We start from the raw sequence: 22522 nt of genomic DNA on the forward strand, positions 1-22522 counted from the left end.
AGACGCGGCTTGCAGTTAATGATTGTAAAAAGCACCTCAAGGATTGAGTTGCTGCATCGCCAAGGAAGGGAGCTCAATGCAAGCTCATAGAATTCTTGTAGTTGAAGATGAATCCATTCTTCGCACCACTCTGTTTCGGGCCCTCAGCCGCATTGGCTACCAGGTATTGACCGCTGCCACTCGAGCAGAGGCCCAGACCCTGGCCAAATCAGATGCGCCTCTTGATCTCGCCTTTATCGATTTACGCCTTCCTGATGGCAACGGAATGGATCTGATGGCAGAACTCCTGCAGATTTATCCAAAAATTAAAGTCATTATTCTCACAGGATACGGCACCATTGATTTGGCCGTTCAAGCGACTCGAAAAGGTGCTTTTCATTTTGTCACTAAGCCCTTCAATGTGGACGAAGTTCTTAGTCTTGCAGAAAAGGCCCTCTTGAGTGAAAAATCTCGTTCAGAGAATTTCGCGCTCGACAGTGCTCTCCACAAGAAATATCTTTTTGAGAATATCGTGGGTCAGAGCTCAGAAATCATGAACGTTCTCAGAATTATTGAGAAAGTTGCTGAATCCGATGCCACTGTCCTTATTACCGGAGAAAGTGGAACAGGAAAGGAACTTGTCGCAAAGGCGATCCATTTTAATTCTCGCCGCGCGGGCAAGCCATTTATTCCAATCAATTGCGGTGCCATTCCCGCAGAACTCTTGGAAAGTGAATTGTTCGGTCATATTAAAGGCGCCTTCACGGGGGCTATTGCAAATCGCACCGGACGTTTTGAGCTGGCCGAAGGTGGAACTCTCTTTCTCGATGAAATCGGCGATATGAGTCCGAACCTCCAAGTCAAGCTGTTGCGCGTGCTTCAAGAACGCCGCTTTGAGCCCTTGGGTAGTACTAAAACCATTTCTACTGATGTCCGTGTGTTGGCAGCGACGAACGCAAATCTTGAAAAGGCAGTTGCAGATGGTCGATTCAGAGAGGATCTTTATTACCGCCTCAACGTGATACCCATCACGGTTCCCCCACTTCGGGAACGGCGATCTGACATCCCGACTCTCTTTCAACATTTTCTCACTCATTTCAATCGCAATCGCGACAAAAAATTGGCTGGAATTTCAGGAGAGGCCATGGATTTTTTGCTTCGCTACAATTGGCCTGGCAATATTCGTGAATTGGAAAATCTCGTAGAGCGACTAACGATTCTGAAAGGTGAAGGTTTGGTTGATACTGAGGACTTGCCCGTAAAATACAAGAAATGCGACGGCACCAACGAGAGATCAGATTTCCTGGCGGGCCATATGGAGTCAGCTCCTGAATCGGGAATGGACTTCAATTCTGCTGTCGATAATTTTGAGAATTCTCTCATACTGAAAGCTCTTGAAAAGACGGGATGGAATCGCAATCAGGCCGCCATTTTATTAAAACTAAATCGTACAACTTTGGTTGAAAAAATAAAGAAGAAGGGCCTTGTTCCTCCAGATGTCTCCATCTGAGAACAGAAGTTAGAACACCCACTGCAAGGTCAGCATATTTCTCACATCGCCTGAAGAGGCCTTGTGATTGAACGCTAATTTTGTATCTTGGTTCAAATGACCACTCATTTCGAAACCAAGTTCACTTTTGTCGATTTGATAGGCCAATTGGGCTTGCAGGTATCCACTGTAATTGATTGCAGCTCTTGTTTCTGCGGCTCTCAGAGCGAATTGCACTTTATGTTTGATTTTCGAACTGGCTGATTCGATCTGAATGCTTGAGTTGAGAGACTGAGTCAAAGTATTTGCTGCTTGTCCGATGGATGAATTGCGAATCTTTGGTGAGCTAAGCACACTTCCCAAGCTGTGCGCGACAATTCTTGACGCTACATAATTGGCATCATCGCTAGGCACCAAACAAGTGGGAATGTAATCTTCAGTGCGAAATTGTAAGTCGAGCGGTCTCGGACGTATTTTCTCAATATAACTGAGATCTAATATCTTAGAATCAGTCTCATGCATCAAAAAGGGATTTCGAACGGCAGCCCAAAGACATTCGGGACTGACCAACAAGATTGCTATTATCAGGCTGAGTATTTGATGAACTCTTCTCTTCACCAGATCCTTCCCCCGTCTCGTTTCGAGACAATATCACATCCTCATATTAAGCTACTGATGAGATAGAGAGCAAGGTCCAGACCAAGCTTGGGCCTCTGTTGAGGCGCTTAATGGGCGATAATTGGTGCATGACTGTCAAGATCCAGCTGAGTGATAGAATGGTCGACACTGAAGGGATTTTTTCCCGCAACACAAACCGAGATTCTCAAATTGAATTGAATTGAAACTAAATCAAATGAATTCGTCTATCCCAATTATGGACAGGCACCACAGCGAAAATAACCGGTTCCAGTGCCGCCAGATACCAAAGGTCCACACCACAATCCGCAGCGAGGAAACTCAACAATGTTTGCTGCACCGGTGGTCGTGTGATCGATTCTGGCCATTCGAGAGAGATTCCCGGCCGTATCAATGGCCTGAACATCAAGCTGAATGACGCATCCAGAAGTTAGGTTATTGAATGTCATCAAATAATTTTTTTGGGTAGGAGTTGATGTTGCGACGGATATTGCGGGAGTCGCATTGCAAACCGTGGCCTGATCACATGGCACCCAGACATTATTTCCATCTTGAATATAGGTGATTGGCGGATGACCAGCGGCAGTCCAGTTATTGACTCCACCCAGTGAAATATTTAAATAGGGAACATCAAAGGTTCCGCCAGGATTTGGCGCCCAGTTGCTTGGAATCGATCTTTGCGGTCGAGGCAATCCATCTGTAGGCAGAATCAACCAACCTGGGCTCGGAAAAAACGCGGTGGGCGGATACTGGGGACCAGCATCTGGAAAACCACCTGGTTGGCAGATAGATGAATAGCCAACTGTCTCAGGTGGCGGCAGCCGATAAGATCGATTCCGACACAAAAGAACTGATCCAGGCTCATTGCCAGCCGCTACAAAACCGACCTGAATACGAACCTGATTGGTATTTCTTGCGACACAATTGACATGAGCCGCAGCTCCAGATGGTACCGAAGGAGCAGTGGGCCATTCATTAAGGCGCTTTTGCGTTCCTGCTCCCCTCCCATACCACTTGACCACGTGGTATTCGTGAGGACTGTGATTGTGGGGGTCGTCGGAATCGATCCGTCCTCAGGGTATTGAAGACGCATTTCGCCGGAACAGCCGACGGGAACTGCATTTTTATCGACGTAGGTGGCCGTGAGATTCACTAACAAACCATAGTCATTGCGAAGATTGGGCCCAAACGCAATGCCATTATTAATTTGAGTGCTGCAATAGTTCCCTCCCTGAGGAGCTGGCGCTACCAGAGTCGTACCTCCAGGACAAGCTCCAACACTTAACGCTATTTGTCCTGAATTGATCTGTCCAATGTTAAGAGGTGCCGGAAACCCTGTTGGCATAAAGTTAGACATCGCCTTGGGATTCCCCCTCGGCGCTATAATAAGAGGGGAAATGCAGGGCTGGATCGCTCCAGTTGCGAGATCGAAAGGACGTATTCGAATCGTGGTCTGCAAATTGGTCAGCGCCTTATTTGAAACCGTAGGAGTGAAGAGCTGACTGAGTATCCCCCCTGCAGCATTGTAAACTCCACCGGTAGGCGCAACGCAAAAGATGGCGTTATTGGAGTTGGAAATTGCCAACATACCACTCATGATTCCCTGAATCAGATGCGCATTCTGTAGTCTGACCGGATTAACTCCAACCGGCACGTCCGAGATATTGAAATTTACGTTGGCAGGATATCGATCTGCAATGAGAATATCGCCTCCGCCCGGATCTCCCTCAATGAGGACCGTTCCCTGAAGATTACTTGCCCACCGCACTTGAGCGGGCCCAGGGGGGGACGCAGGCAACAAATAATCTCCAATAGTAAGTCGGGTTCCCAACGAGCGTATTCGATTGACGACTGTATTTAAGTGATTTGTGCACTCACTTGATTCACCCATTTTTCGCATGGCTTTATGGCCGCTGACAAAAATTTGGGAAACTCCAAGAGCGGTTACTGCAATAATAGCGACAGAAACCATCACTTCGGGGAGAGAAAATCCCCGATTGGCTCCTGGCTTACACCAATTCCTAAACAGCCTCGTCTTCCCATTGAAATTCAAAAAAATCACTCCCTGCTACATGCAATCAATCACCTCTACTATCATCGGCTGTTCTATTTTTTTTCCCAATAACAATCTGATCTCGTCTCAAGATGAAACTGCCAGTCCATAGCAATATGAGAATGCTCTAGTTTTCTGCACAAATGCCGATGGCAATGAGGTATTCCGCTGGAGTCGCTTGCATTACCAAACTCCCACATGGACAGAATGCCATGAGGAATGGATCGTGACCAGAATGAGACTTTTGAAAGATAAAATGATTTACAAAAGAGAATGCAGGTCCTGTCTAATTTCTATGCACTTAAAGCACCAGGGTGGATTTACTCTTCCCGAGCTCATGATATCTACTGTTGTCGCCTCAATTGTTTTTCTGGGAGCAGGAACTCTCATTGTCGAAACAAATAGAGGCATCAAAGTGAGCCAGCAACGCCAACATATGATGGACAACATGATTACTGTTAACATGGCTCTCCTTAAGTACGGAAATCAAGCCATAGGCATGAGATGGCAAGGTAACGTGGACATAGACGCACAAGCTGTTGGCGTCGGAGCCAATGGAGATTGCTTTAACGTGGGAACCAATTGCGGGCGAATTCGCCAATATGCCGCCCCCGGGACAGTTGCAAGCGCCTACCCCGGAGCCGTTCCCACTCCGCCTGTCGACACTTTGGCCATTTTTTTGAGAGAATCGCGTCCGAGCGGGGTTGACGGAGGAGCTGGGGCTCCCAAACTGAGCCAACTAACCGGAGCAGGAATTTTCTATCAACATCAAACATCAGCGTATTCTGGAGTCCTCTGGATCACCGAAGCAAGAGCTGTCGGAGTTAACCAAACCTTGCGTGCCGCAGAAGCGGGAGCCAACAAGGGATCTATTTCTTTTGAAAATATTGTCGATCTTCAAATAGCAAACCCAGATCCCCCGGGGGCAGTTGCTGGCACTCTTCTTCGTGGCGTGGATATTGTTCTTCGCATGAGAGCCTTCAGCGATTCAGATAGAACACTTTGGCGCTTTTGCAGGCCAGCAGAAGCCGCTGCGCTAATGTGCCAAGTCACATCGCCTTACTCCGATGTCGACAGAACGATTCATTTGGTTTTTCGAAACAATATTCTCGCTCCTCCTGCTCAACAAAATGGCGTACTTAATCAGAAATTTTTTGAACGAGTAAATGGAGCTCTGTATTTTTTTGATTTCAATTTTCCGAGTCTTTCCAGCGCGAATACCTCGGAGGGATTATAAATGGAAAAACAAATTCTTAAAAATGAAAGAGGTCTCTCCACTCTTGCCGCCGCGATTGCGACTATTTTTTTGCTTGGCATTGGCATTTCCCTCATGATGACGGACATCTCGAACTCTTCCCAGATCCGCAACAAAATGCGCGTTTCGATGCAGTCATATACGATCATGGAACAACTCGCCTTGCGCTTTGGCAATGCTTTCCAACTGCGCAACCCTCCCTGGTTTATTGAACCAGTCTGTCCACTTCTCCCCGTTGCGACGGTTGATATGGGCCCTGCCCCTGGCGGTCGTTACTGTTCATACCCAGCCCAGGCCTGCCCCGCTGGTACCACGCTAAGAACGATAACAGGGGTCAATGGATTTGGGCTTCCAACATTTGGAGTTTGCCTGACCAACGATCTGGATGGAAACGCAAGCCCCGACGACTGTGTCCGCACCGCTACCGGAGCTAATTATTGCGTCGACGTCAATGCACTCTTCTCTTCGATCGATTTCGACAGCGACGGAACTTCAATTCCGACTTTGGAAGTTCCACTCATTGATAAAACGCCCTGGTCCGTCAAAGTCAAATCCAATGCCATCGCTCTTTTTGAAAATTCGATTCAGATGATAGCACCCTATCTCGATCCCATGGAGTCCGCACAAGCTCAGATCGGCGCAGAAAATTTGCTGACAGCTCGGCCCAATGCGCCTCCACTGGCAGCAACAAACAATCTTGTTTCGGTACCAGCCTGTGTTGATGCTGTTGGAGGCGGCGCCGCGGCCGGTCTCAGCTGTGTTCGCTGTGCCGACCCAGACACCTTTTGTGTTCAAATCAAACTTTGCTTGCCTCCGGGATGTGCCGGTGGTGCTGCCCGAACTCTTTACCAGCGCATAGCGATCTTGCGGCTGCGCCCTCAAATTTAATTGAACTGATTTAGAATTCCATTTAATCTCCCATTTGAAAAAAGCAAGATATGGAGAATTCCTTCGTGCGCCTGTCAGTTGTGCTTCCCTGCCATAATGAAGAATCCGCTATTCCTATCGTTCTTCCAAAGCTGCTTTCTATGCGCTCTGAAATATTGAGGCAGACGGGATTGTCAGAAATCGAAATCATAGCGGTCAATGACGGATCAACTGATCAAAGCGAAACTTTGCTTCATCAGTATTTGCCTGAGATTTCTCTGCTCTCATTTGCTACGAATAGAGGATATGGACATGCCCTCAAAGAAGGATTTCGTCAATCAAAAGGGGATTTCATTGCTTTTTATGACCTAGACGATACTTGCCAACCCGAAGACCTGATTTCGATGGTCAATTTGCTCAAAGAAGATCGGGCTGGAATGGTCTGTGGCAGTCGCCTCAACGTTCACTCAAAAATGCCTTTTCTTCGCTACTTTGGCAATTGGCTCTACCGAAGACTCACAATCCTCCTCTTAGGTATAGAACTGAACGATTGCTGCACTGGAATGCGAGTTTTTCGATCAGAGTACCGGCAGATGTTTTGCTCTCACCTGCCTCAAGATCTCAATTTTGCCCTGGCTATGACAGTTCTCTTTTTGCGGCAGAATGGTGTCTATCGAGAAATACCGATTCAATACCATCGCCGCTTGGGCGATTCAAAATTGTCGATTTTTTCTGACGGCCCTCTCTTCCTTTGGACGCTTTTCAAATTCTCGCTTTTACCATTTTACAAGAAGACACTCTAAGCATTGGGCCACATTGATTTTTCAGATCTTAGCTCTCCCCTTAAATGATGGCCTCTCGCCATGTGCGGGGCAAAAGTTGATTTTTGATCTCGATGTCTATGTTGTACTGAAAAGGCTTCGGACCCTTTATTTGAATCCAATCCACCATTTCTTTGATTCCCTGGTATAAGGTATATTTGGTTTCGTAAGAGAAAAGTTTTCGAGCCTTCTCTGCTGAGCAATTAGCAAGATTGTCTTCTCCGGGACGACCATCTACAAAGATCGGCATTAACTCAAAGCCAATTATTCCTGCAATTGTCTTCGCCAACTCAAACACACTTACGAATTCCTCATCCGGCCCCACATTGATAATCTGACCTACGGCCGCTTTGTCAAAAACCAATTTTTCCAAAACCTGCAGTGTATCCTTGACATAACTAAAACAGCGTTTCTGCAGCCCGTTCCCATATATCACGGGCTGTTTTCCAAGCAACATTCGATTGATCATGATAGCTGCAACATTTCGGAATGGATCATCATATTTTTGCCGCGGCCCAATAATGTTATGGGGAACACAGATCACGTACTCCCGCTGATGAATGCGGCAAAGACTCTCTATTGTTTTCTCCGCCGCATACTTGGCAATTCCGTAAGGGGTGCGCGGGGCCGGAATCATCTCCTCTTGAAAAGGCACCGCTTGTTTCCCATAGCGCGCCATCGAAGAACAAAAGACAAAACGACGAACATTGTTATCTATGGCTGCCGCCAGCAGAGAAATCGTGTTTGAATAAACATTTTGAGTGATAAAATGAGGGCTGAACACGCTCAGCCCATCATAAGCTGTGGCCGCCGTATGAAACACAACATCGACATGGCGCACCAATTTGTTGATGACTTTGTAGTCATTGAGATCCGCAACATGAAAATCGGCCTGGGAAGGAACATTCTCCCTATCTCCACCGATGAGGCTGTCACAACCCACCACACGATGTCCTTGGGCCAACATCGAATCCGCCAGGTGGCTCCCCAAAAAACCAGCTATTCCAGATATAAAAATCGTCTGCTTCTTCATTTACCCCTAAGACTTCGATTTTGGGCGATTATAAGATATGAAAACATAAGTGCTGAAGAGAAGAAGGTAAACGACTTTCTCCACAGCTTATTCTATTTTTCTCGGTAGGGGCCTATGCCTAGCAAAAAGATAAACGTCGGCCTTGCAATTGTTACCTTCCGTGAGGGCCCTCAGCTAATAAAACTTTTCAAAACTCTTCTTTCTGATGCTGCTGGAGACTGGCCCGACGAAGTCATTGTCGTTCACAACGGGGGAGTCAATGAAACTCTCTGTCTGCTTCAAAAGATCCTCCCTTCATTACCTATCCGGTCCAAACTATTGGTCAATCGCACGAACCACCTTGGGGGTGCGCGACAACTTGCTGTCGACTATTGCCATTGTGACCTGATCGCCTTTACCGATGGAGACTGCCTTCTCCCTCGCTCCTGGCTCTCTCACCTCACTCAGACATTTTTTAATCTAAGGCAATTACATCCAAATCTCGCCGGAATAGGTGGGCCTAATCGGCTTTCTGGAGACAAATACTTTGATCAATCGCTCAATTTGATGCTTTTGAGCCCACTTGGACATGGTGGCAGCCCTCAATCAAAACTCGTCAATGAAGTCTCATTAGCCGATCACCTCCCCACCTCCAATGCTCTGTTTTGCCGCAGAGCACTCCTCACCGCTGGTAATTTTTCCCTTAATTTCGCCTCTACCTGCGAAGATGTGGAAATGGGGTTAAGATTAACGAAATTCGGTTTTACATTATTGCTTTTGCCGTCCCCCCTCGTGATTAACCAAAGCGCAAATACCTGGAGGGAGTGGTCTCTACGTATGCTCCGATTTGGCTATTACCAATCTTTTGCAATTGCACCTTTGCGACGGAATTTCCACTTTCCTAGTATGATTTCTGCCGTAGGCGTCTTTGGCTTCTTGCTGCTTTTGGCTCTCGCGCCCTTGGCACCTTGGGTTCTCAGCGTTTTTGGAATATACCTTCTTCTTGTTGTCTCGGAAGGTCTGCGCCTCAGTCTTTCGTCAAATTCATTCTCTCTATCGATTTTATTGAGAGTGACAATGGCCTTTCTCCTCACTCATTTTTCCTACGGCCTAGGAAGTTTACTTGGGCTTGGAAATCGAATTCTCCTTCCGTTCTTCAAAAAATCAGATCACAAGATTGGGCCAATCGAACCAGTTCTTCTCGAGCAATGGCCCCCTCACGAAGCAAAAAGATCTTGTCAGCTTCAATCCGAATGACTGTCGAAGGTTTAATACCTTCAGATTCTTCTTGTCCCAAAATTCCCACATTCATTGGAAGCCAAGCCAATTCAGCTCGCGATCGAGCCGAAGCTTGACCACTTTCATTAGCACTGGTTGTCGTAAGAGGTTCAGAAAGCATGACCATCAATTTTTGTACCAAATGATGACTGGACAGCCTTAGGCCCACTTCGCCTGTTCCCCCATGAACCAGAGGATCAACAACAGGCCTGGCCTTTAATACAACTGTCAAGGGACCAGGCCACACGATTTGCAAGAATCTCTTTATCCGTTGATCTGAAATAAATGCCACTTCCTCTGCCATCGCGATATCGGCAACGAGAAGACTCATCCCCTTCGCAACTTCACGCCCCTTTAATTTGATCACGTGAGCGAGAGCCTCGGGTCTCCTATTTAAAGCCCCAAGCCCCCAAACCGTCTCGGTGGGATAGGCCACCACACCGCCATCTAACAAATGAGAGACGGCTTGATCGACATCCATCACTTTTGCACCGACATCTTTTTGCCAATATCAATTCGCATTTGACGGCCCTTCCAAGACACCTTCTCCGCCTGAGAGTAGGCTCTCTTCAAAGCCACCTCCATTGATGGCCCACAACCGACAGCATTCAGAACCCTTCCTCCCGCTGTCAGCCAATTCCCATCCGAATCTTTTGTACTTCCCGCATGCAGAAAATATTGAGAGAAATTATCAGAATCCAAACCACCCTCTATTTTAACTCCCAACTTGGGACGCTCTGGATAGCCTTCTGCAGCCAAAACGACGCAGGCACAATGAGCCGATTTCCATTTCAAAGTCTGCAAACGCCCCTCGGCAACCTCCTTCAGAATCTGTCCCCAATCCCCATCTAAAAGAGGCAATACAACTTGAGCCTCGGGATCTCCGAATCGCACATTGTATTCCAGAACCATGGGTCCTTTTTCTGTTACCATAATCCCCACATACAAAACTCCTCGATAAAACAGGGATTCCTTTTGCAACTGAGCGACTGATGGAGCCAAGATCCTTTTATCAATTTCGCGATACAATTCTTCCGGAATAGTGAGGGGACCGACCACCCCCATACCCCCGGTGTTTGGCCCCTCATCCCCATCATTGAGCCGCTTGTGATCTTGACTCAAGGGTAGTGGTTCATACTCGTTCCCATTGGTCAGTACCAAGAAACTAAGTTCCCATCCTGGCAAAAATTCTTCAAGCAATGCTTCGTGTCCCGCATCGCCAAAAATTCTATCCACAAAAATCGAATGGGCGGATTCCTGCAATTCTTTAAGTGAACGACAAATGAATACTCCCTTGCCTCCGGCAAGGCCATCGGCCTTTAGAACATAAGGTGGTACGAAAGAATTGGCTGCCGCCATGACTTGTTCAACTGAATTCACGACCCGATAACCTGAGGTGGGGACCCCTGCTCTTTCCATAAATCTTTTAGAAAAGACTTTACTTGCTTCTAACTGCGCAGCCTGAGCAGAAGGACCAAAGACTGAGACACCGGCTTCCCTGAGGCGATCTGCCAATCCCTCAGCAAGTGGCCCTTCAGGACCGATAACGACCAAATCGATCTTCCTATCTCGAATCTCAGCAATCAATTTTTCAGGCGGAGTCAATGAATGAGAAAGGCAAAGGGCATCATTTTCCATTCCCATGCTACCTGGAATCGCAATCACTTTATCGACACAGGGGGACTGTTTTAAGGCCCGAACGAGGGCATGCTCTCGTCCTCCCTGGCCTACCACAAGAACTTTCATTTTATTTACCTCCATACCGCTTGTAGTTAAACCTCTGAGAGGAGTCAATCAGCAGCCGCAAATCGCCTTTTATTAACTGGTAACAGTCACAGCGATAAACCTCAGAAAGCTGACTTCCCTTGCATCCCTGACGATGAGCGGCAGATCCTCCCAAAATGCGTTGTGGAGGAACGGCGCAATTGATAGATCATTGATTATGCTTGCATCAATAATAATTCCTACCCACCGCCGTCATCGCTCCGTCTTAAATCTTCTGAGCTCGCTCGAGAACCAGGATTTTCCGAAGGACGAATTTGAAATTCTTATTATCAGTAACCTTCCCGATCCGTCTCTTAGAAAACAAATAGAAAAACAAATTGATGGACGTCTGCTTTATGATTTTTTTGAAGTGGGGGAGCTTGGCGTCAACAGAGCCCGCAATTTGGGTATTTCCAAAGCAAAGGGAAAGTTTCTCTTTTTTCTTGATGATGATTGTTTTGCCAATCAAAGCTTCTACCTGAAAAAGGGCATTGAGCTACTCCGACGATGGCCAGAAGCCTCAGCTGTTGGTGGACCTTATTCTCTCGGACCTAAGTCAAGTACGATCGAACAGGTATACAACAGTATTTGCCGCCAATGGCTTGAGAATTCCGTTCGAAAAAGTGGATATACCGTTAATCTTGTCGGAGGAAATATGGTATTCCACGCGACCGTCTTCTCAAGTGGCCTTCGTTTTAACGAAAGTATTGTCTTTGGTGGCGCTGAAACTGAACTCAATTCGCGACTCGTGCAGCAGGGCTATCGTTTAAAGTATGATCCGAATTATTCCATTGAACATCATGTTCATTTGACTTTGCGAACCTTCTTCTCCAAGGCATTTTGGCAGGGATTCGGCGCTCAAAGGCGCGAACAAGCGAATCTCCCTCCAGACATCGGACTTTCCTCCATCTTCTCCGCTTGTCCCTACCCATCCAGGTTGAACGAATTCTATTTGGCTTTTTTTAATCATGGCTTTCAGATGGGTCAGGAATGGGCGAAATGCCACTTGGAAGGGCGCCCCTCGCTCATTGAGTTAGCTACACTCTTTGTTTTTTTCTTTAAAAAAGATCTAGAGTTCAAAAGATACAAAAAATGGATCAAATTAAAAGCTGGTCACTAAAACAACATCAAGGAAACTTTGGTCATGCAACGAGGTCCCGCAGCTCTAGATCCATTAAACAGTGAACCTAGCTCGTATAACGACATTGACGATTGGCAAGGTCGACTCTATTTTTTGCCCTTTTCTCAAGAAGAGAAGTGCCTCTGTGGAAAATGCTTTGAAACTGGGAGTCTCAGCGAGAACAAATCACGGTCAGAGATTTTCCTTAGTCTAGATAAAGCAAAGAGGGGTGAATATTTAGGGGTGATTTTTCCTTGCTACCTTGTGCTGCAAGATGACGCCCTGGAAATCATTAATGCGGCAAAACAACGTGGCCTTAAGGTATTTACACAGGTATCCGCAATAGTTTGGGTGAGTGAATTTCGAGACACTCTCATCAAGTTGGTCGAACAGGGGCTTCTTCTGAACCTTATCCTCGGTCGGCCCGGAGTTGCTGAAAATGAATTTATCAACTACGCCTCGTCTTCACTTCGGTATGTCTACTATACTCTTGTTGGCGAAAGCTTTGGCGGCCTTGCAAAATACGTCTCTCAACTTCCTCAACCGGTTTTAAATCAGCTTCACTTCTACTTTCCTCTCGATCCTGTTGAAACTCGCAGAATGTTTCTCACTCCCAGTATCCATGAGTCATTGAGGAAAATATCGAATCAAGTGAGACGAAAGGGCAAGCATCTGTCGATTCGAGGTCCGAAGGGCGTGGATATCTTTGAACCACACATCCCATCGGACCGAGATTTAGAACCCGAACTGAAGCCTTCTTTTGAATCACAAGTTGCCATGACTGAATCGATTGAAGTTTCTGTGATTATCCCAAGCTTCAATTGCAAAAGTTACATTAAAAATGTTGTTCGTCATATTTTTAAGCAAAGCCTGAGTCCAGATAAGTATGAGGTTATTGTTGTTGACGATGGAAGCAATGATGGAACCCAAGAGGATTTTTTTAAATTTGTCACACCCTTTCAAAATCAAAGAAATTTTAAATTTCTGTTTTTTTCAAGGTTAACTCCTCGAAAGCGCGGCGATAGCCAATTTCGAGCAGGGATAGCCAGGAATGTTGGAGTCAAACATTCTCGGGGTCGCATTCTCCTTTTTTTAGATTCTGATATGTTGATCCCGGCGAACTATCTCTCCGATCTTATTTCAAAAATGAATGAATACGAAGTTGTTCAAGGGAAGCGTCTTTTTCTTAATGAAGATGTCAGCAATGAATTGACGAGCTACAATCTCATTGATCCTGAGATTGATACCTACCCTGAAGATCCTTATTGGGCTTCGTTTCAAAATTCGAGTGATTGGAATACGCTTCACAATCATTGGAAATACACCTGCACTCATTCACTGGCCATAAAAACAGCCGATTTTAAGAGACTTGGATGGTTTAGAAAAACCTTTCTCTACTATGGATTTGAAGATGTCGATCTTGGTTATCGATTGGCTAAAGACGGTGCTCGCTTCTTATTGAGCGATATGGCCCTTTACCATTTGCACCCACCTCCCTCCCAATCAGAATATGAAAGATCTCCTGTGCGCCGCCAAATGATTTTGGCAAAGACCTGTCGGATCTTTTTTCACCACTCTCTCGATGATTCTGCCTATCAAGACTTTCGAGGCCTTTTGGCACCAACTGAGTCTTTTACAATTTCTCTTCCGACGATGAGCAAACATAGCACCTCGTTTTGGTTTTCCCATTACCTGCAGATGATGAAATGGAGGATGATGTGGTTCTTACTTCATCCCGCGCCAAAATCAGGAGTTCGCCTCACAGGGGGGCTCCTTCGCAGAACTTATTGGGGCATCATTTGGCCAAGTGCTTGCTGGCTCCTCTGGCGAGGCAAAGTGATCTCAAATTGGCTTTATTGGCGTAGCTATGGTCTTTCCCATCTTTTACGCTGGAAAATTCTTGGCACGATCCGTTGGAAAATCGTTATGCCCGCGTATTACAAGGGTCTTATGCCCGTGTATTACAAGGGTCTCATGCCGACCTATTACAAAAGTGTTCATTCCGTATATGACAACCCGTTCATTCGTCTTTACTGGCGGATTGTTTGGCCTTCACTCTGTTGGTCTTTCTGGCGGATAAAAAGTCTTTTACTCATTTTGAGCATCTTCAAGAATTGGGTTTTTTGGCGGTTGTTCGAATTGAGAGGATTTCTCTATTGCAAAGTTTGGGGCACTTTAAAATGGAAAATCGCAGTTCCCTTTTATCAAATCGGAGTACGAGGGTTCTTCCACAAAATTCTTATACCAGGATTATGGCTGGCCTTTGACTTATCTCTGCCTCTCAGAAAGCCTTTTTATGTATTGAGTTATCAATACCGAAAACGAATTCTAGGGCAAAATATGGAGAAAAGCATTTAAAAGTTCTCATAAAAGACAAAACCTCAGAGGGATTCGCTGACCTCTTGAACTGTAACCCAATTTTTCATTTCTTTAATGGCTTTAAAATGATGGCAGTTGGTACAAGGGATATCTGCACGTTCCATTGCCTCCCCAGCCAACATCCGGCGACCATATCGCATTTTTTCATTGTTAATAGCTTCAAATAAACTTGGATAGTCAAATACACTCCCAAAATCTCCCCAATAATTAGCACAGCAGCCCAGTATTTTTCCGTCAGCGTGAATTTGTGGTTGAGTCCATAGCTGATAACATATTCCCTTATAATACTGATTTTTATTGGCCTCCAAGCGAACAATAGTTTCAGCCAAGGATTGCTCTTGATCGACAGAATCAATTTCTTCGCTCATACCTGAATGACCTCACCTTCATCATTTTTAGCTGCCAATTTTTCATCCCAAGAGACCTTGGTATAAAATTCCATACCAAGTTCAGAAGCCAGTTCTTTGGCCCGATTCAGTTCATGCTTGTTGTGTTGAAACATCACAAATTGCCAAGTCAGCCGTGGAAGGGGACTTCTGTAGGCCGTTTTGAAATCGTTTAGACGGCGGATGTTCGCTATAACTCGATCAAAATTCCCTCTTACCCGGTATTGTACATAAGTTTCCTGCGAGGCTCCATCTATAGAACAGGTCAAGGCCTTGACCCGATACTTCACCAAGCCTTCAAGTGCCTCCTCCGATACGTTGTTAAAATTGACGCCATTATAGGCCACTAGCTCAATTTTTCTCTTGAATGCGTAGTTCATTATTTTAACAATATCTGGATTGAGAAAAATTTCGCCCCAATTTGATAGTTCAATTTCCTTAAGCCAATCCGCCCCGTCAACGATCCGCTTAAAATCATCTATTTTTAGGAATTTTGAACCCACGACGCTCTTGTGTATGAGACCTTGAGATGTCGGGCAAGACGGGCACTTCAGTTGACAATACGACGAAGCCTCGATCCGAATCTCCTTGGGATACGCCAGGGAGATATCAACCGCTTCATCCTTTTTCATCAAATGCCTGTTTCCCTCATTTGGTTTTGAACTAGAAAACTGAAATATCTTTTTTGCTGAACTCCAAGCCATGACTATACAGTTCCCTTCACAAAAGTTGATCTTTTCCTCTCCCAAATAAGCATCTTCTCAAGAATGAGGGTCCTCTTCCAGAAACCAATATTTAGAACCAAATAATAGAAAAATAGCCCCGCAATCAGGGTGCAGCCTTTTGAAGTGCGCAAACCAATGCAATGAAGGTTCATAATTTTGCCCACCAGCGCCCAGGTCTGTTTCAAAGACAATGCTGATTTTCCAATTCGATTTGATTGAACTTTAGCAACTCCATGACGAAAAGCATTTGTAAAAAGCCTCCGAAACCCACCTTGAAATTCATGGACAACCGAGAGTTCATCGAGCAACAAAGGAGGACAACCCAGCAAATTCAGCCGCTCACACAACCGATCCTCTTCCCCCGCATCCTGCGCAGCTTCCGCAAACCCACCTGCTCTCTGAAACAACTGCCGTCCTACGAGGAAGCAGCCTCCCAGAAGCACAGGATTCCACACATTCTTTCCTGCTCGACATTTCATCAACCAGAGTCCGGCAGCAGCATTGTATATGATCTCAGAGATCTTTGCCTCAGGCCTGATCAGATAGTAACCGCCCGCCGCCACCTCAGAAACACTTTCCAAAACGAGCTTCCACAATCCAGTCCAAAATTGGAAATGAGGAATTTGGACATCATCGTCAAGAAACAAAAGATTCTCTCCCCTTGAATGCTCAACTCCCAAATTTCTTGCCCGATTCGTTCCAACTCTATTTGAGCCAATATACTTTACCGGAAAATTGCAACCGTTAAAGCTTTCAACCACCCCTTTTACTTTTAGATTACAGGGATTGCACACGACAAGAACTTCAAATGACGGTCCAACAGGGATATTCTCCCTGAGAGAAGTGAGAGACTTTTTCAAGGTTTCACACCGACCAGACGTCGGGATGATAACTGAAATATGCAAATTTCCTCCGTCCCATTCTGTTCACTTGCATAAGTGGATGGCAAATACTCTCCATCAAAATCAAAATTGAATCAATGCTTGTTCGAAAGAATAGGAGAAAACTACAAATTTATCCGTTTTAGCTTAGAAATTTTTGTCATAGGCAAAGAGAAAAAATAAGTTCTCTCGGATAGTAAAATCAAGAGGTGGATGAGCTGAAATGCCAATTTCAGGAACCTCGGCGGAGATCAAAAAGTACTGAAATTTTTCTCTCACGGTTCCCCAGGACATTGAATCATCATAAGCACTGACGAATCCGTCCGATCTCTCGACCATCAGGTCGTCGAGCGGAGCGAATGCGCCATTATTGGGAATTGAATAAAAGTACACCGATCGACCAAATATTGAAGGAACAAGATCACGTGGTTCAGCATACTCTGGCACTGCGAAGGATGGCGCTTCTATTAAGCGAATCACTCTGTCAAGATCAACCAGGCTGACCTTTCTGTAAGATTTTCCCATCCAATCTGTCGCCACTGTTCTGTTTTCGTCAATTTTAAATTTTGCTCCGCGTGCATACACACCATTACCAAACGGCAAATAGGACCGACTCAGCAGACCACTGATCTGCGGTTCTAGAAAATTCATCTTTTTCGTGTAAAAAATAAAGCTCGGAGAAGCTTCAATCAATTGAGAAAAAGCATCCCTATTTTGTGAACCCTGGTTAGGCCCAACAAAGGCCAAAACGGCCTCGTGATCGGGAAGACTGCCAACGACATCATAATAGCGCACCCGACCCTGATTATTGAAATATCGTGTCATGTCTTCAATAAACTGTATCTGATCCCAATTCCCGCTCCGCGAAAAGACCCGAGTCACGGACCATCCAATAGATAACAGGCATAATCCTACGACCAGGATCTCAGCATATTTGTACCGCTTTGAAAATCCAGGACTCCAAGACTTAACCAGGTAGGTTAATTTAAAAAAGATATAGGTGACAAAACGAACTCCGGGAAGACTCAACACAGGAAGTAAACCAACTAATAGAAATGGATATTTCTCTGGAAAAATAACAAAAATGCAAATAAGGAAAAAACAGTACAAATAGTAGGAAGAGATACGGTCAGCCCAGTTCTTTCCAGAAAAAAATCGGCGAACCATTCGAGCAACTGCAAACACAATTGGCAAATAAACAAACAAACTCCAGACCACATTTTCCTGCAAGAAATACCGAACATGAAAAAAAGATTCGGGAGAAAAATATTCGGGCATCCCTGCTCCATGACCTATCGATTCGGACAAATAATCGATAGTGCCAAAGAAAACCTCAAAAAAATCTGTTTTAAACCCAAAATATTGAATTAAGATCAATCCGATCAAGAATAGGTCAAGTTCTGCTCGTAGCTTACGCAGAACCCCAGCCTTTAGCTCCCCTCCGCCTTTGTGAGTGAACTCCCTGAATACTGACAAAATAGAGGACATGTAAGGAGACGAATATAACTGTTCCCTTTATCGTCGTCGCCAATAAAAGACTCTCCAAAAGAACAAGACCCAAAATCTGTAAACTTCCGGGAGCCTCGCCTTCCTTTCGATAAAGCCAGTATTTAAAATAATACCAAATGATGAGAAGATGCCAGGTCGCAGCTAAATTGTCGGCCCTGACCCTAAATCCTCGCTCTACATAAAAGCTGAATCCCAAAATGAAAAGAATGGTCACGGCCTCTAAGCGGGGGCGACGAAAAACCATCCGGTAGAGGGATGCAGCCAAGACAAGATTTAAAACTCCAACGAGACCAAAAATAAATCTTGAAAAGAGAATTGAATTGGCCTCATGAAATTCAAACAGAGAAATGAATCGAAGAAACACAGAAAACAGCAATTTATAGGCCTGCCCGCGATCTATGGTCTCGGTGGATCTCGTGATCAATAGAGAAAAAAGCTCAGAATCCGCAAAATAGATTTTTTGTGAAAGCCATAAAAAAAGACAACACGAAAAAGCGACCAAAGCCCACTGGTAAAAACCAAAGAACCTTGAAAGCCCTTCAATAGCCGCCTTCAGTCTCGTCACTCCGTTTAACCCTGCTCTAAAAAAGTGGGTAAACAAATGGCGCCAAAGGACTCGTTTGGGCAAAAATAAGTAGGAGACCCAAAAGTACCATCACCAAAATAATGGGTGCTAACCAAAATTTCTTGCGAACTTTCATAAAGCCCCAGAGGTCTACAAGAAGATCTTTTATCAATAGGGAAACTCCATGTGTTGTGGATCCAATTTATCACTGATTTCTCGGTAACTCACTCTTCCTTTTTCCCACTTTACTTGAAGTGGATCGTGCCCCAAAAGACGCCATAAGAGCCCAACAGGAGTAATAATTGAACAGTAAAATATGGACAGCCAAAATCCTGAGACAATCCCACCCAAGATTTCGCTAAACTTCATCCAAAGATGATAAATGCGCTTCAAGCTGCTCATGTCACTCATATTACTCAATTTGCTCCATCGAAAAGTCTAGAAAACTCAATCATCACCATAAACCTGCACAAAATCCTCAGTTTTTCCAGGCTGCGCACTCTTTTCTAAAAGAAATGAGCCCAAAACCAAATAATCAATATCTGTACCCATGAAACAATTGTACGCTTCCTTTGGATCGCAAACAATAGGTTCTCCGCGCACATTAAAGGATGTGTTTACCAGTAAGGGGGTATTTGTCCTTTGCTCAAAAGCCTTAATCAAATCATAGAACAAAGGATTTGTTTCTCGGTAAACAGATTGAACTCTCGCCGAATAGTCGACATGAGTGATCGCCGGAACCCTCGATCTCTGGACTTTTAGCAAGTCAAGTCCACGCTGTGGTTTCTCTGCTTCCGCAACGGGTTTTCTCCAGGCCTCGGCGACATGACCCACGATCATCATATATGGATTTGACTCATTTATTGAGAATATCTCACTGGATTTGTCAGCCAAAACGGCGGGAGCAAATGGTCTGAAAGATTCACGAAATTTAATCTTTAAATTCATTGTTGCCTGCATCAAAGGATTCCGCGGATCTCCCAAGATAGATCTATTTCCCAAGGCGCGTGGGCCAAACTCCATCCGGCCCTGATGCCATCCTATGATATGACCTTCTGCTAGCAAACGAGCAACCTCAGCAATTAAATCTTGATCTCCGAGTCGAACATATTTTGCATTCTGTTGATCCAAAAACTTCTGTATAGCCGAAGAATCGAAGTGAGGTCCTAAATACGAACCTTTCATTTTGTCTTTCTTGTCGACTTTTCGCTCGCGGCCCAAGTGTTGATGCCAAACGCAGAGCGCCGCACCCAAAGCTCCCCCGGCATCCCCTGCCGCTGGCTGAACCCAAAGACCATCAAAGATCCTTTGGCGAGCCAATTCTCCATTTGCTACACAATTCAAAGCCACTCCGCCCGCCAGGCAAAGATATTTCTGTTTTGTTTCTTTTCGTATTGTTCTGGCGAGTTTCAATATAATTTCTTCGGTGACAACCTGAATAGATTTGGCAATGTCCATCTCGCGCAAAGTCAAAAGAGAATCTTTGGCTCTCTCCGGCCCTCCAAAAAGAGAATTGAATTTTTTGTTGGTCATCTTTAAGCCAGTGGCGAACCCAAAATAATCCATATTTAAACGAAAAGTGCCGTCTTCTTTTATGTCAATGAGATGATCGCGAATCAGGTTGACGTAGGTGGGCTCTCCGTAGGGAGCTAGACCCATCAATTTGTATTCTCCAGAGTTGACCTTAAATCCCGCAAAATAAGTAAAGGCAGAATACAATAGACCCAAAGAATGGGGAAATCGGATTTCCCACTCCGGCACAAGATCCTTTCCTGCACCCGTCCAAACTGAAGTGGTGGCCCATTCTCCCACTCCGTCAAGACACAGAACCGCGGCATTTTCATAGGGACTTGGGTAAAAGGCGCTTGCTGCATGAGACAAATGATGACGAGAGAAAAGCAGTGGTGGCAGTTCATGTGTTTTTAGACCTGGCTCAATTTCTCTCAGTTGCCTTTTTAAAAGCCACTTGAGGTTCAACTTCTCTTTTAACCAGGTTGGCATCGCCGTCACAAAGGATCGCAGACCCCTTGGGGCCGTTGCAATGTAAGTTTCCAAAAGTCGTTCGAAAGTTATAAAGGGCTTATCGTAATAACTAATATAACTGATTTTTTTGAGATCAATCCCCGCCTCGCTCAGACAAAATCGAATGGCTTGTGTCGGAAAGGAAGGATCATGTTTGACTCGAGTAAATCTCTCCTCTTGGGCTGCCGCAATGATTTCCCCGTCTTTAATCAGAACTGCAGCACTATCATGGTAATAGCAAGAAAGACCCAGAATATACATTTACTCATTCCTTGAGAAAAAAATCACCTTTTGAGGCTAGCAAGAGATATTTCAACAAACAATCTATTCTTCTGAAAGAAGAACAACTGAGTCCCTTCGGTTTACAAATCATTTTTCGTAAGGATCTCCTCACCACGATCAAAATTCTCAGGGGCTACATAAATTCTCTCAATGCGGCGAATCTCTCCGTATTTCTGAAAAATTTGTGTCGACTCCTCGATGGGATATGGTTTTGAGTGTCGATCATACTGATCGACGACATATATCTGAGTTTCACGCTCAATTTCACTCGGACTATGATACTTGCTGAGGCGCGCTGTTGAACTCGCAAATACGGTTTCTATGCCTTCTCCATTTAAAAAAATCTCCATGTCCTCTGTTCGAGAATTTTCTTCAGTGGAGTGAAATTCAAATAGCATTTTAAATGGCCGTCGTTCGGCAACTCGCCTCGCCCAGGGATTATCGACCTGCGCCAAGTGCTGAAAGAGTGCGTAGTCTGTATAACCAATATAATCCTCGATATTTGAAGGCAGAAAAAACTCACAATCTTCACTTATCAAATATCGCATCAACATTTCTTCAAAGATGATGCTCTTATGGTGAAAATAAACCATCAAATGCATATGATGACGGGCCAGAAGAAAATCGTCAAAAGTGTAGAGAGCCCTGCGATTGAGCGCAAGGTGTAAATCCCCCTCTTTTTCATGGTAAGTTAGATTTCCAATCAACCAACCCAATTCAACTCGGCCATAGTTTGTCCCACAGAAATAGGCATCGCGTTCCAAATAATCCATGCGATCAACGTCCAATTCTGAGCTCACAATCTGGCTTAAGATCGTCCTGAATTCATGGTCTCCAACGAGAAAAAAATCATCCGGACACTTCAGAGATTTGTCTACAAGGCAGGCGATATGTAAGGGGGAGATATCCGGAAATTGAGCCTTCAAGACAGAGGTCAAAGAAGAATCTGTGATAAACTTGATCGTGTAATCCTCGTGGTTGGCCTGTACCAATGTTTGATTGGCAGTGGCAGGCTTTAACCGCCGGTGCTGATAGGCCGAGATGTTCAGGTCCTTCAGTGGAGGCATGACCTCCTCAATCGTATGACTTAGCGGGCCATGGCCTATGTCATGCAGCAAGGCCGCCAAACGCATACATTGTCTCAATCTACGACCCGTTGCGCTATTTGGAAAAGGATAATTCCCAAAAATCTGATCAAAAGCGCGACCAGCCAAGTGACAGACCCCAAGAGAATGCAAGTATCGGTTATGGGTGGCTCCTGGAAAACTGAATTCCATGAATCCCAATTGCTTGATCGCTCTGAGCCTCTGATAGGCCAAGTGATCGATCACCGCAATCTCACTCTCCTCAAAACTCAATGATCCATGAATTGGGTCTCGAATTTCCATTCTCTCTCCTTCATTCAGCCAAAACTCATCTCTTCACTATCAGATATGTCGCGCCGAGCAAACAAGGTTCAACTGATCTTGGAACTTGCCTGAGGGCAGGTTATGCTCGCC

The 22522-nt window shown here is 45.2% G+C and carries 21 protein-coding genes; 7 read left to right on the top strand and 14 right to left on the bottom strand.

The annotated features are described in order from the left end of the window. The first annotated feature begins 76 nt into the window (after positions 1-76). Entirely contained in the window at positions 77-1489 is a 1413-nt protein-coding gene (locus IPL83_14860) for a sigma-54-dependent Fis family transcriptional regulator (protein MBK9040417.1), read from the top strand. A 9-nt stretch (positions 1490-1498) separates the two neighbouring features. Here the strand turns inward: IPL83_14860 and IPL83_14865 are convergent, their stop codons facing one another. From IPL83_14865 to IPL83_14875, 3 genes are all read right to left on the bottom strand, one after another. Further along, positions 1499-2086, bottom strand: a complete 588-nt coding sequence (locus tag IPL83_14865) for a hypothetical protein (protein MBK9040418.1) — start codon at positions 2084-2086, stop codon at positions 1499-1501. 254 nt (positions 2087-2340) lie between these two features. Continuing rightward, positions 2341-2949: a hypothetical protein gene (locus IPL83_14870; GenBank protein MBK9040419.1), complete on the bottom strand. Its 609-nt coding sequence runs from the start codon at positions 2947-2949 to the stop codon at positions 2341-2343. Between the two features lie 29 nt (positions 2950-2978). Continuing rightward, on the bottom strand, positions 2979-4157 hold the full coding sequence (locus IPL83_14875; GenBank protein MBK9040420.1) for a prepilin-type N-terminal cleavage/methylation domain-containing protein: 1179 nt from the start codon (positions 4155-4157) through the stop codon (positions 2979-2981). Positions 4158-4383: 226 nt separating this feature from the next. On the opposite strand from IPL83_14875, the gene IPL83_14880 reads away from it, so the two are divergent. From IPL83_14880 to IPL83_14890, 3 genes are all read left to right on the top strand, one after another. Next, entirely contained in the window at positions 4384-5394 is a 1011-nt protein-coding gene (locus tag IPL83_14880) for a prepilin-type N-terminal cleavage/methylation domain-containing protein (protein MBK9040421.1), read from the top strand. Next, entirely contained in the window at positions 5395-6300 is a 906-nt protein-coding gene (locus IPL83_14885; GenBank protein MBK9040422.1) for a hypothetical protein, read from the top strand. It abuts the gene before it with no gap. Between the two features lie 65 nt (positions 6301-6365). After that, the gene (locus tag IPL83_14890) at positions 6366-7082 is read left to right on the top strand and encodes a glycosyltransferase family 2 protein (GenBank protein MBK9040423.1); all 717 of its coding nucleotides are present in this window, start codon (positions 6366-6368) and stop codon (positions 7080-7082) included. A gap of 40 nt (positions 7083-7122) precedes the next feature. Here the strand turns inward: IPL83_14890 and IPL83_14895 are convergent, their stop codons facing one another. Continuing rightward, a complete protein-coding gene (locus IPL83_14895) occupies positions 7123-8133 on the bottom strand; it encodes an NAD-dependent epimerase/dehydratase family protein (protein MBK9040424.1) in 1011 nt (336 codons plus the stop codon). A gap of 114 nt (positions 8134-8247) precedes the next feature. On the opposite strand from IPL83_14895, the gene IPL83_14900 reads away from it, so the two are divergent. Then, complete coding sequence (locus IPL83_14900; GenBank protein ID MBK9040425.1) at positions 8248-9369, top strand: glycosyltransferase; 1122 nt, start codon at positions 8248-8250, stop codon at positions 9367-9369. Here IPL83_14900 and IPL83_14905 read toward each other — a convergent pair. Then, positions 9269-9871, bottom strand: coding sequence for a threonylcarbamoyl-AMP synthase (locus IPL83_14905; protein ID MBK9040426.1), 603 nt, complete (start codon positions 9869-9871; stop codon positions 9269-9271). The two genes, IPL83_14900 and IPL83_14905, sit on opposite strands and share 101 nt — an antisense overlap. Then, positions 9871-11136, bottom strand: a complete 1266-nt coding sequence (purD, locus tag IPL83_14910) for a phosphoribosylamine--glycine ligase (GenBank protein ID MBK9040427.1) — start codon at positions 11134-11136, stop codon at positions 9871-9873. Before purD ends, IPL83_14905 begins: the two co-directional genes overlap by 1 nt. Positions 11137-11332: 196 nt before the next feature. Between purD and IPL83_14915 the strand changes: the two genes are divergently transcribed. Both IPL83_14915 and IPL83_14920 read left to right on the top strand, forming a co-directional pair. Next, on the top strand, positions 11333-12274 hold the full coding sequence (locus IPL83_14915; protein MBK9040428.1) for a glycosyltransferase: 942 nt from the start codon (positions 11333-11335) through the stop codon (positions 12272-12274). Positions 12275-12298: 24 nt separating this feature from the next. Further along, entirely contained in the window at positions 12299-14632 is a 2334-nt protein-coding gene (locus IPL83_14920; protein MBK9040429.1) for a glycosyltransferase, read from the top strand. A gap of 23 nt (positions 14633-14655) precedes the next feature. Here IPL83_14920 and IPL83_14925 read toward each other — a convergent pair whose 3' ends face one another. From IPL83_14925 to IPL83_14960, 8 genes are all read right to left on the bottom strand, one after another. Next, on the bottom strand, positions 14656-15021 hold the full coding sequence (locus IPL83_14925; protein ID MBK9040430.1) for an SPASM domain-containing protein: 366 nt from the start codon (positions 15019-15021) through the stop codon (positions 14656-14658). After that, positions 15018-15671: a radical SAM protein gene (locus IPL83_14930; protein MBK9040431.1), complete on the bottom strand. Its 654-nt coding sequence runs from the start codon at positions 15669-15671 to the stop codon at positions 15018-15020. Before IPL83_14930 ends, IPL83_14925 begins: the two co-directional genes overlap by 4 nt. A gap of 74 nt (positions 15672-15745) precedes the next feature. Further along, positions 15746-16669 carry a glycosyltransferase gene (locus IPL83_14935; protein MBK9040432.1) on the bottom strand — a complete coding sequence of 308 codons (924 nt, stop codon included), beginning with the start codon at positions 16667-16669 and terminating at the stop codon, positions 15746-15748. Positions 16670-16792: 123 nt separating this feature from the next. After that, on the bottom strand, positions 16793-17923 hold the full coding sequence (locus tag IPL83_14940; protein ID MBK9040433.1) for a hypothetical protein: 1131 nt from the start codon (positions 17921-17923) through the stop codon (positions 16793-16795). 133 nt (positions 17924-18056) lie between these two features. Next, positions 18057-18719: a hypothetical protein gene (locus tag IPL83_14945; GenBank protein ID MBK9040434.1), complete on the bottom strand. Its 663-nt coding sequence runs from the start codon at positions 18717-18719 to the stop codon at positions 18057-18059. A gap of 168 nt (positions 18720-18887) precedes the next feature. Beyond that, complete coding sequence (locus tag IPL83_14950; GenBank protein ID MBK9040435.1) at positions 18888-19130, bottom strand: hypothetical protein; 243 nt, start codon at positions 19128-19130, stop codon at positions 18888-18890. A 36-nt stretch (positions 19131-19166) separates the two neighbouring features. Beyond that, positions 19167-21002, bottom strand: a complete 1836-nt coding sequence (locus IPL83_14955; GenBank protein ID MBK9040436.1) for a carbamoyltransferase — start codon at positions 21000-21002, stop codon at positions 19167-19169. A gap of 101 nt (positions 21003-21103) precedes the next feature. After that, a complete protein-coding gene (locus tag IPL83_14960; GenBank protein ID MBK9040437.1) occupies positions 21104-22411 on the bottom strand; it encodes an HD domain-containing protein in 1308 nt (435 codons plus the stop codon). Between the last annotated feature and the right edge of the window lie 111 nt (positions 22412-22522).

Source organism: Bdellovibrionales bacterium (genome assembly GCA_016716765.1).
Taxonomy (GTDB): domain Bacteria; phylum Bdellovibrionota; class Bdellovibrionia; order Bdellovibrionales; family UBA1609; genus JADJVA01.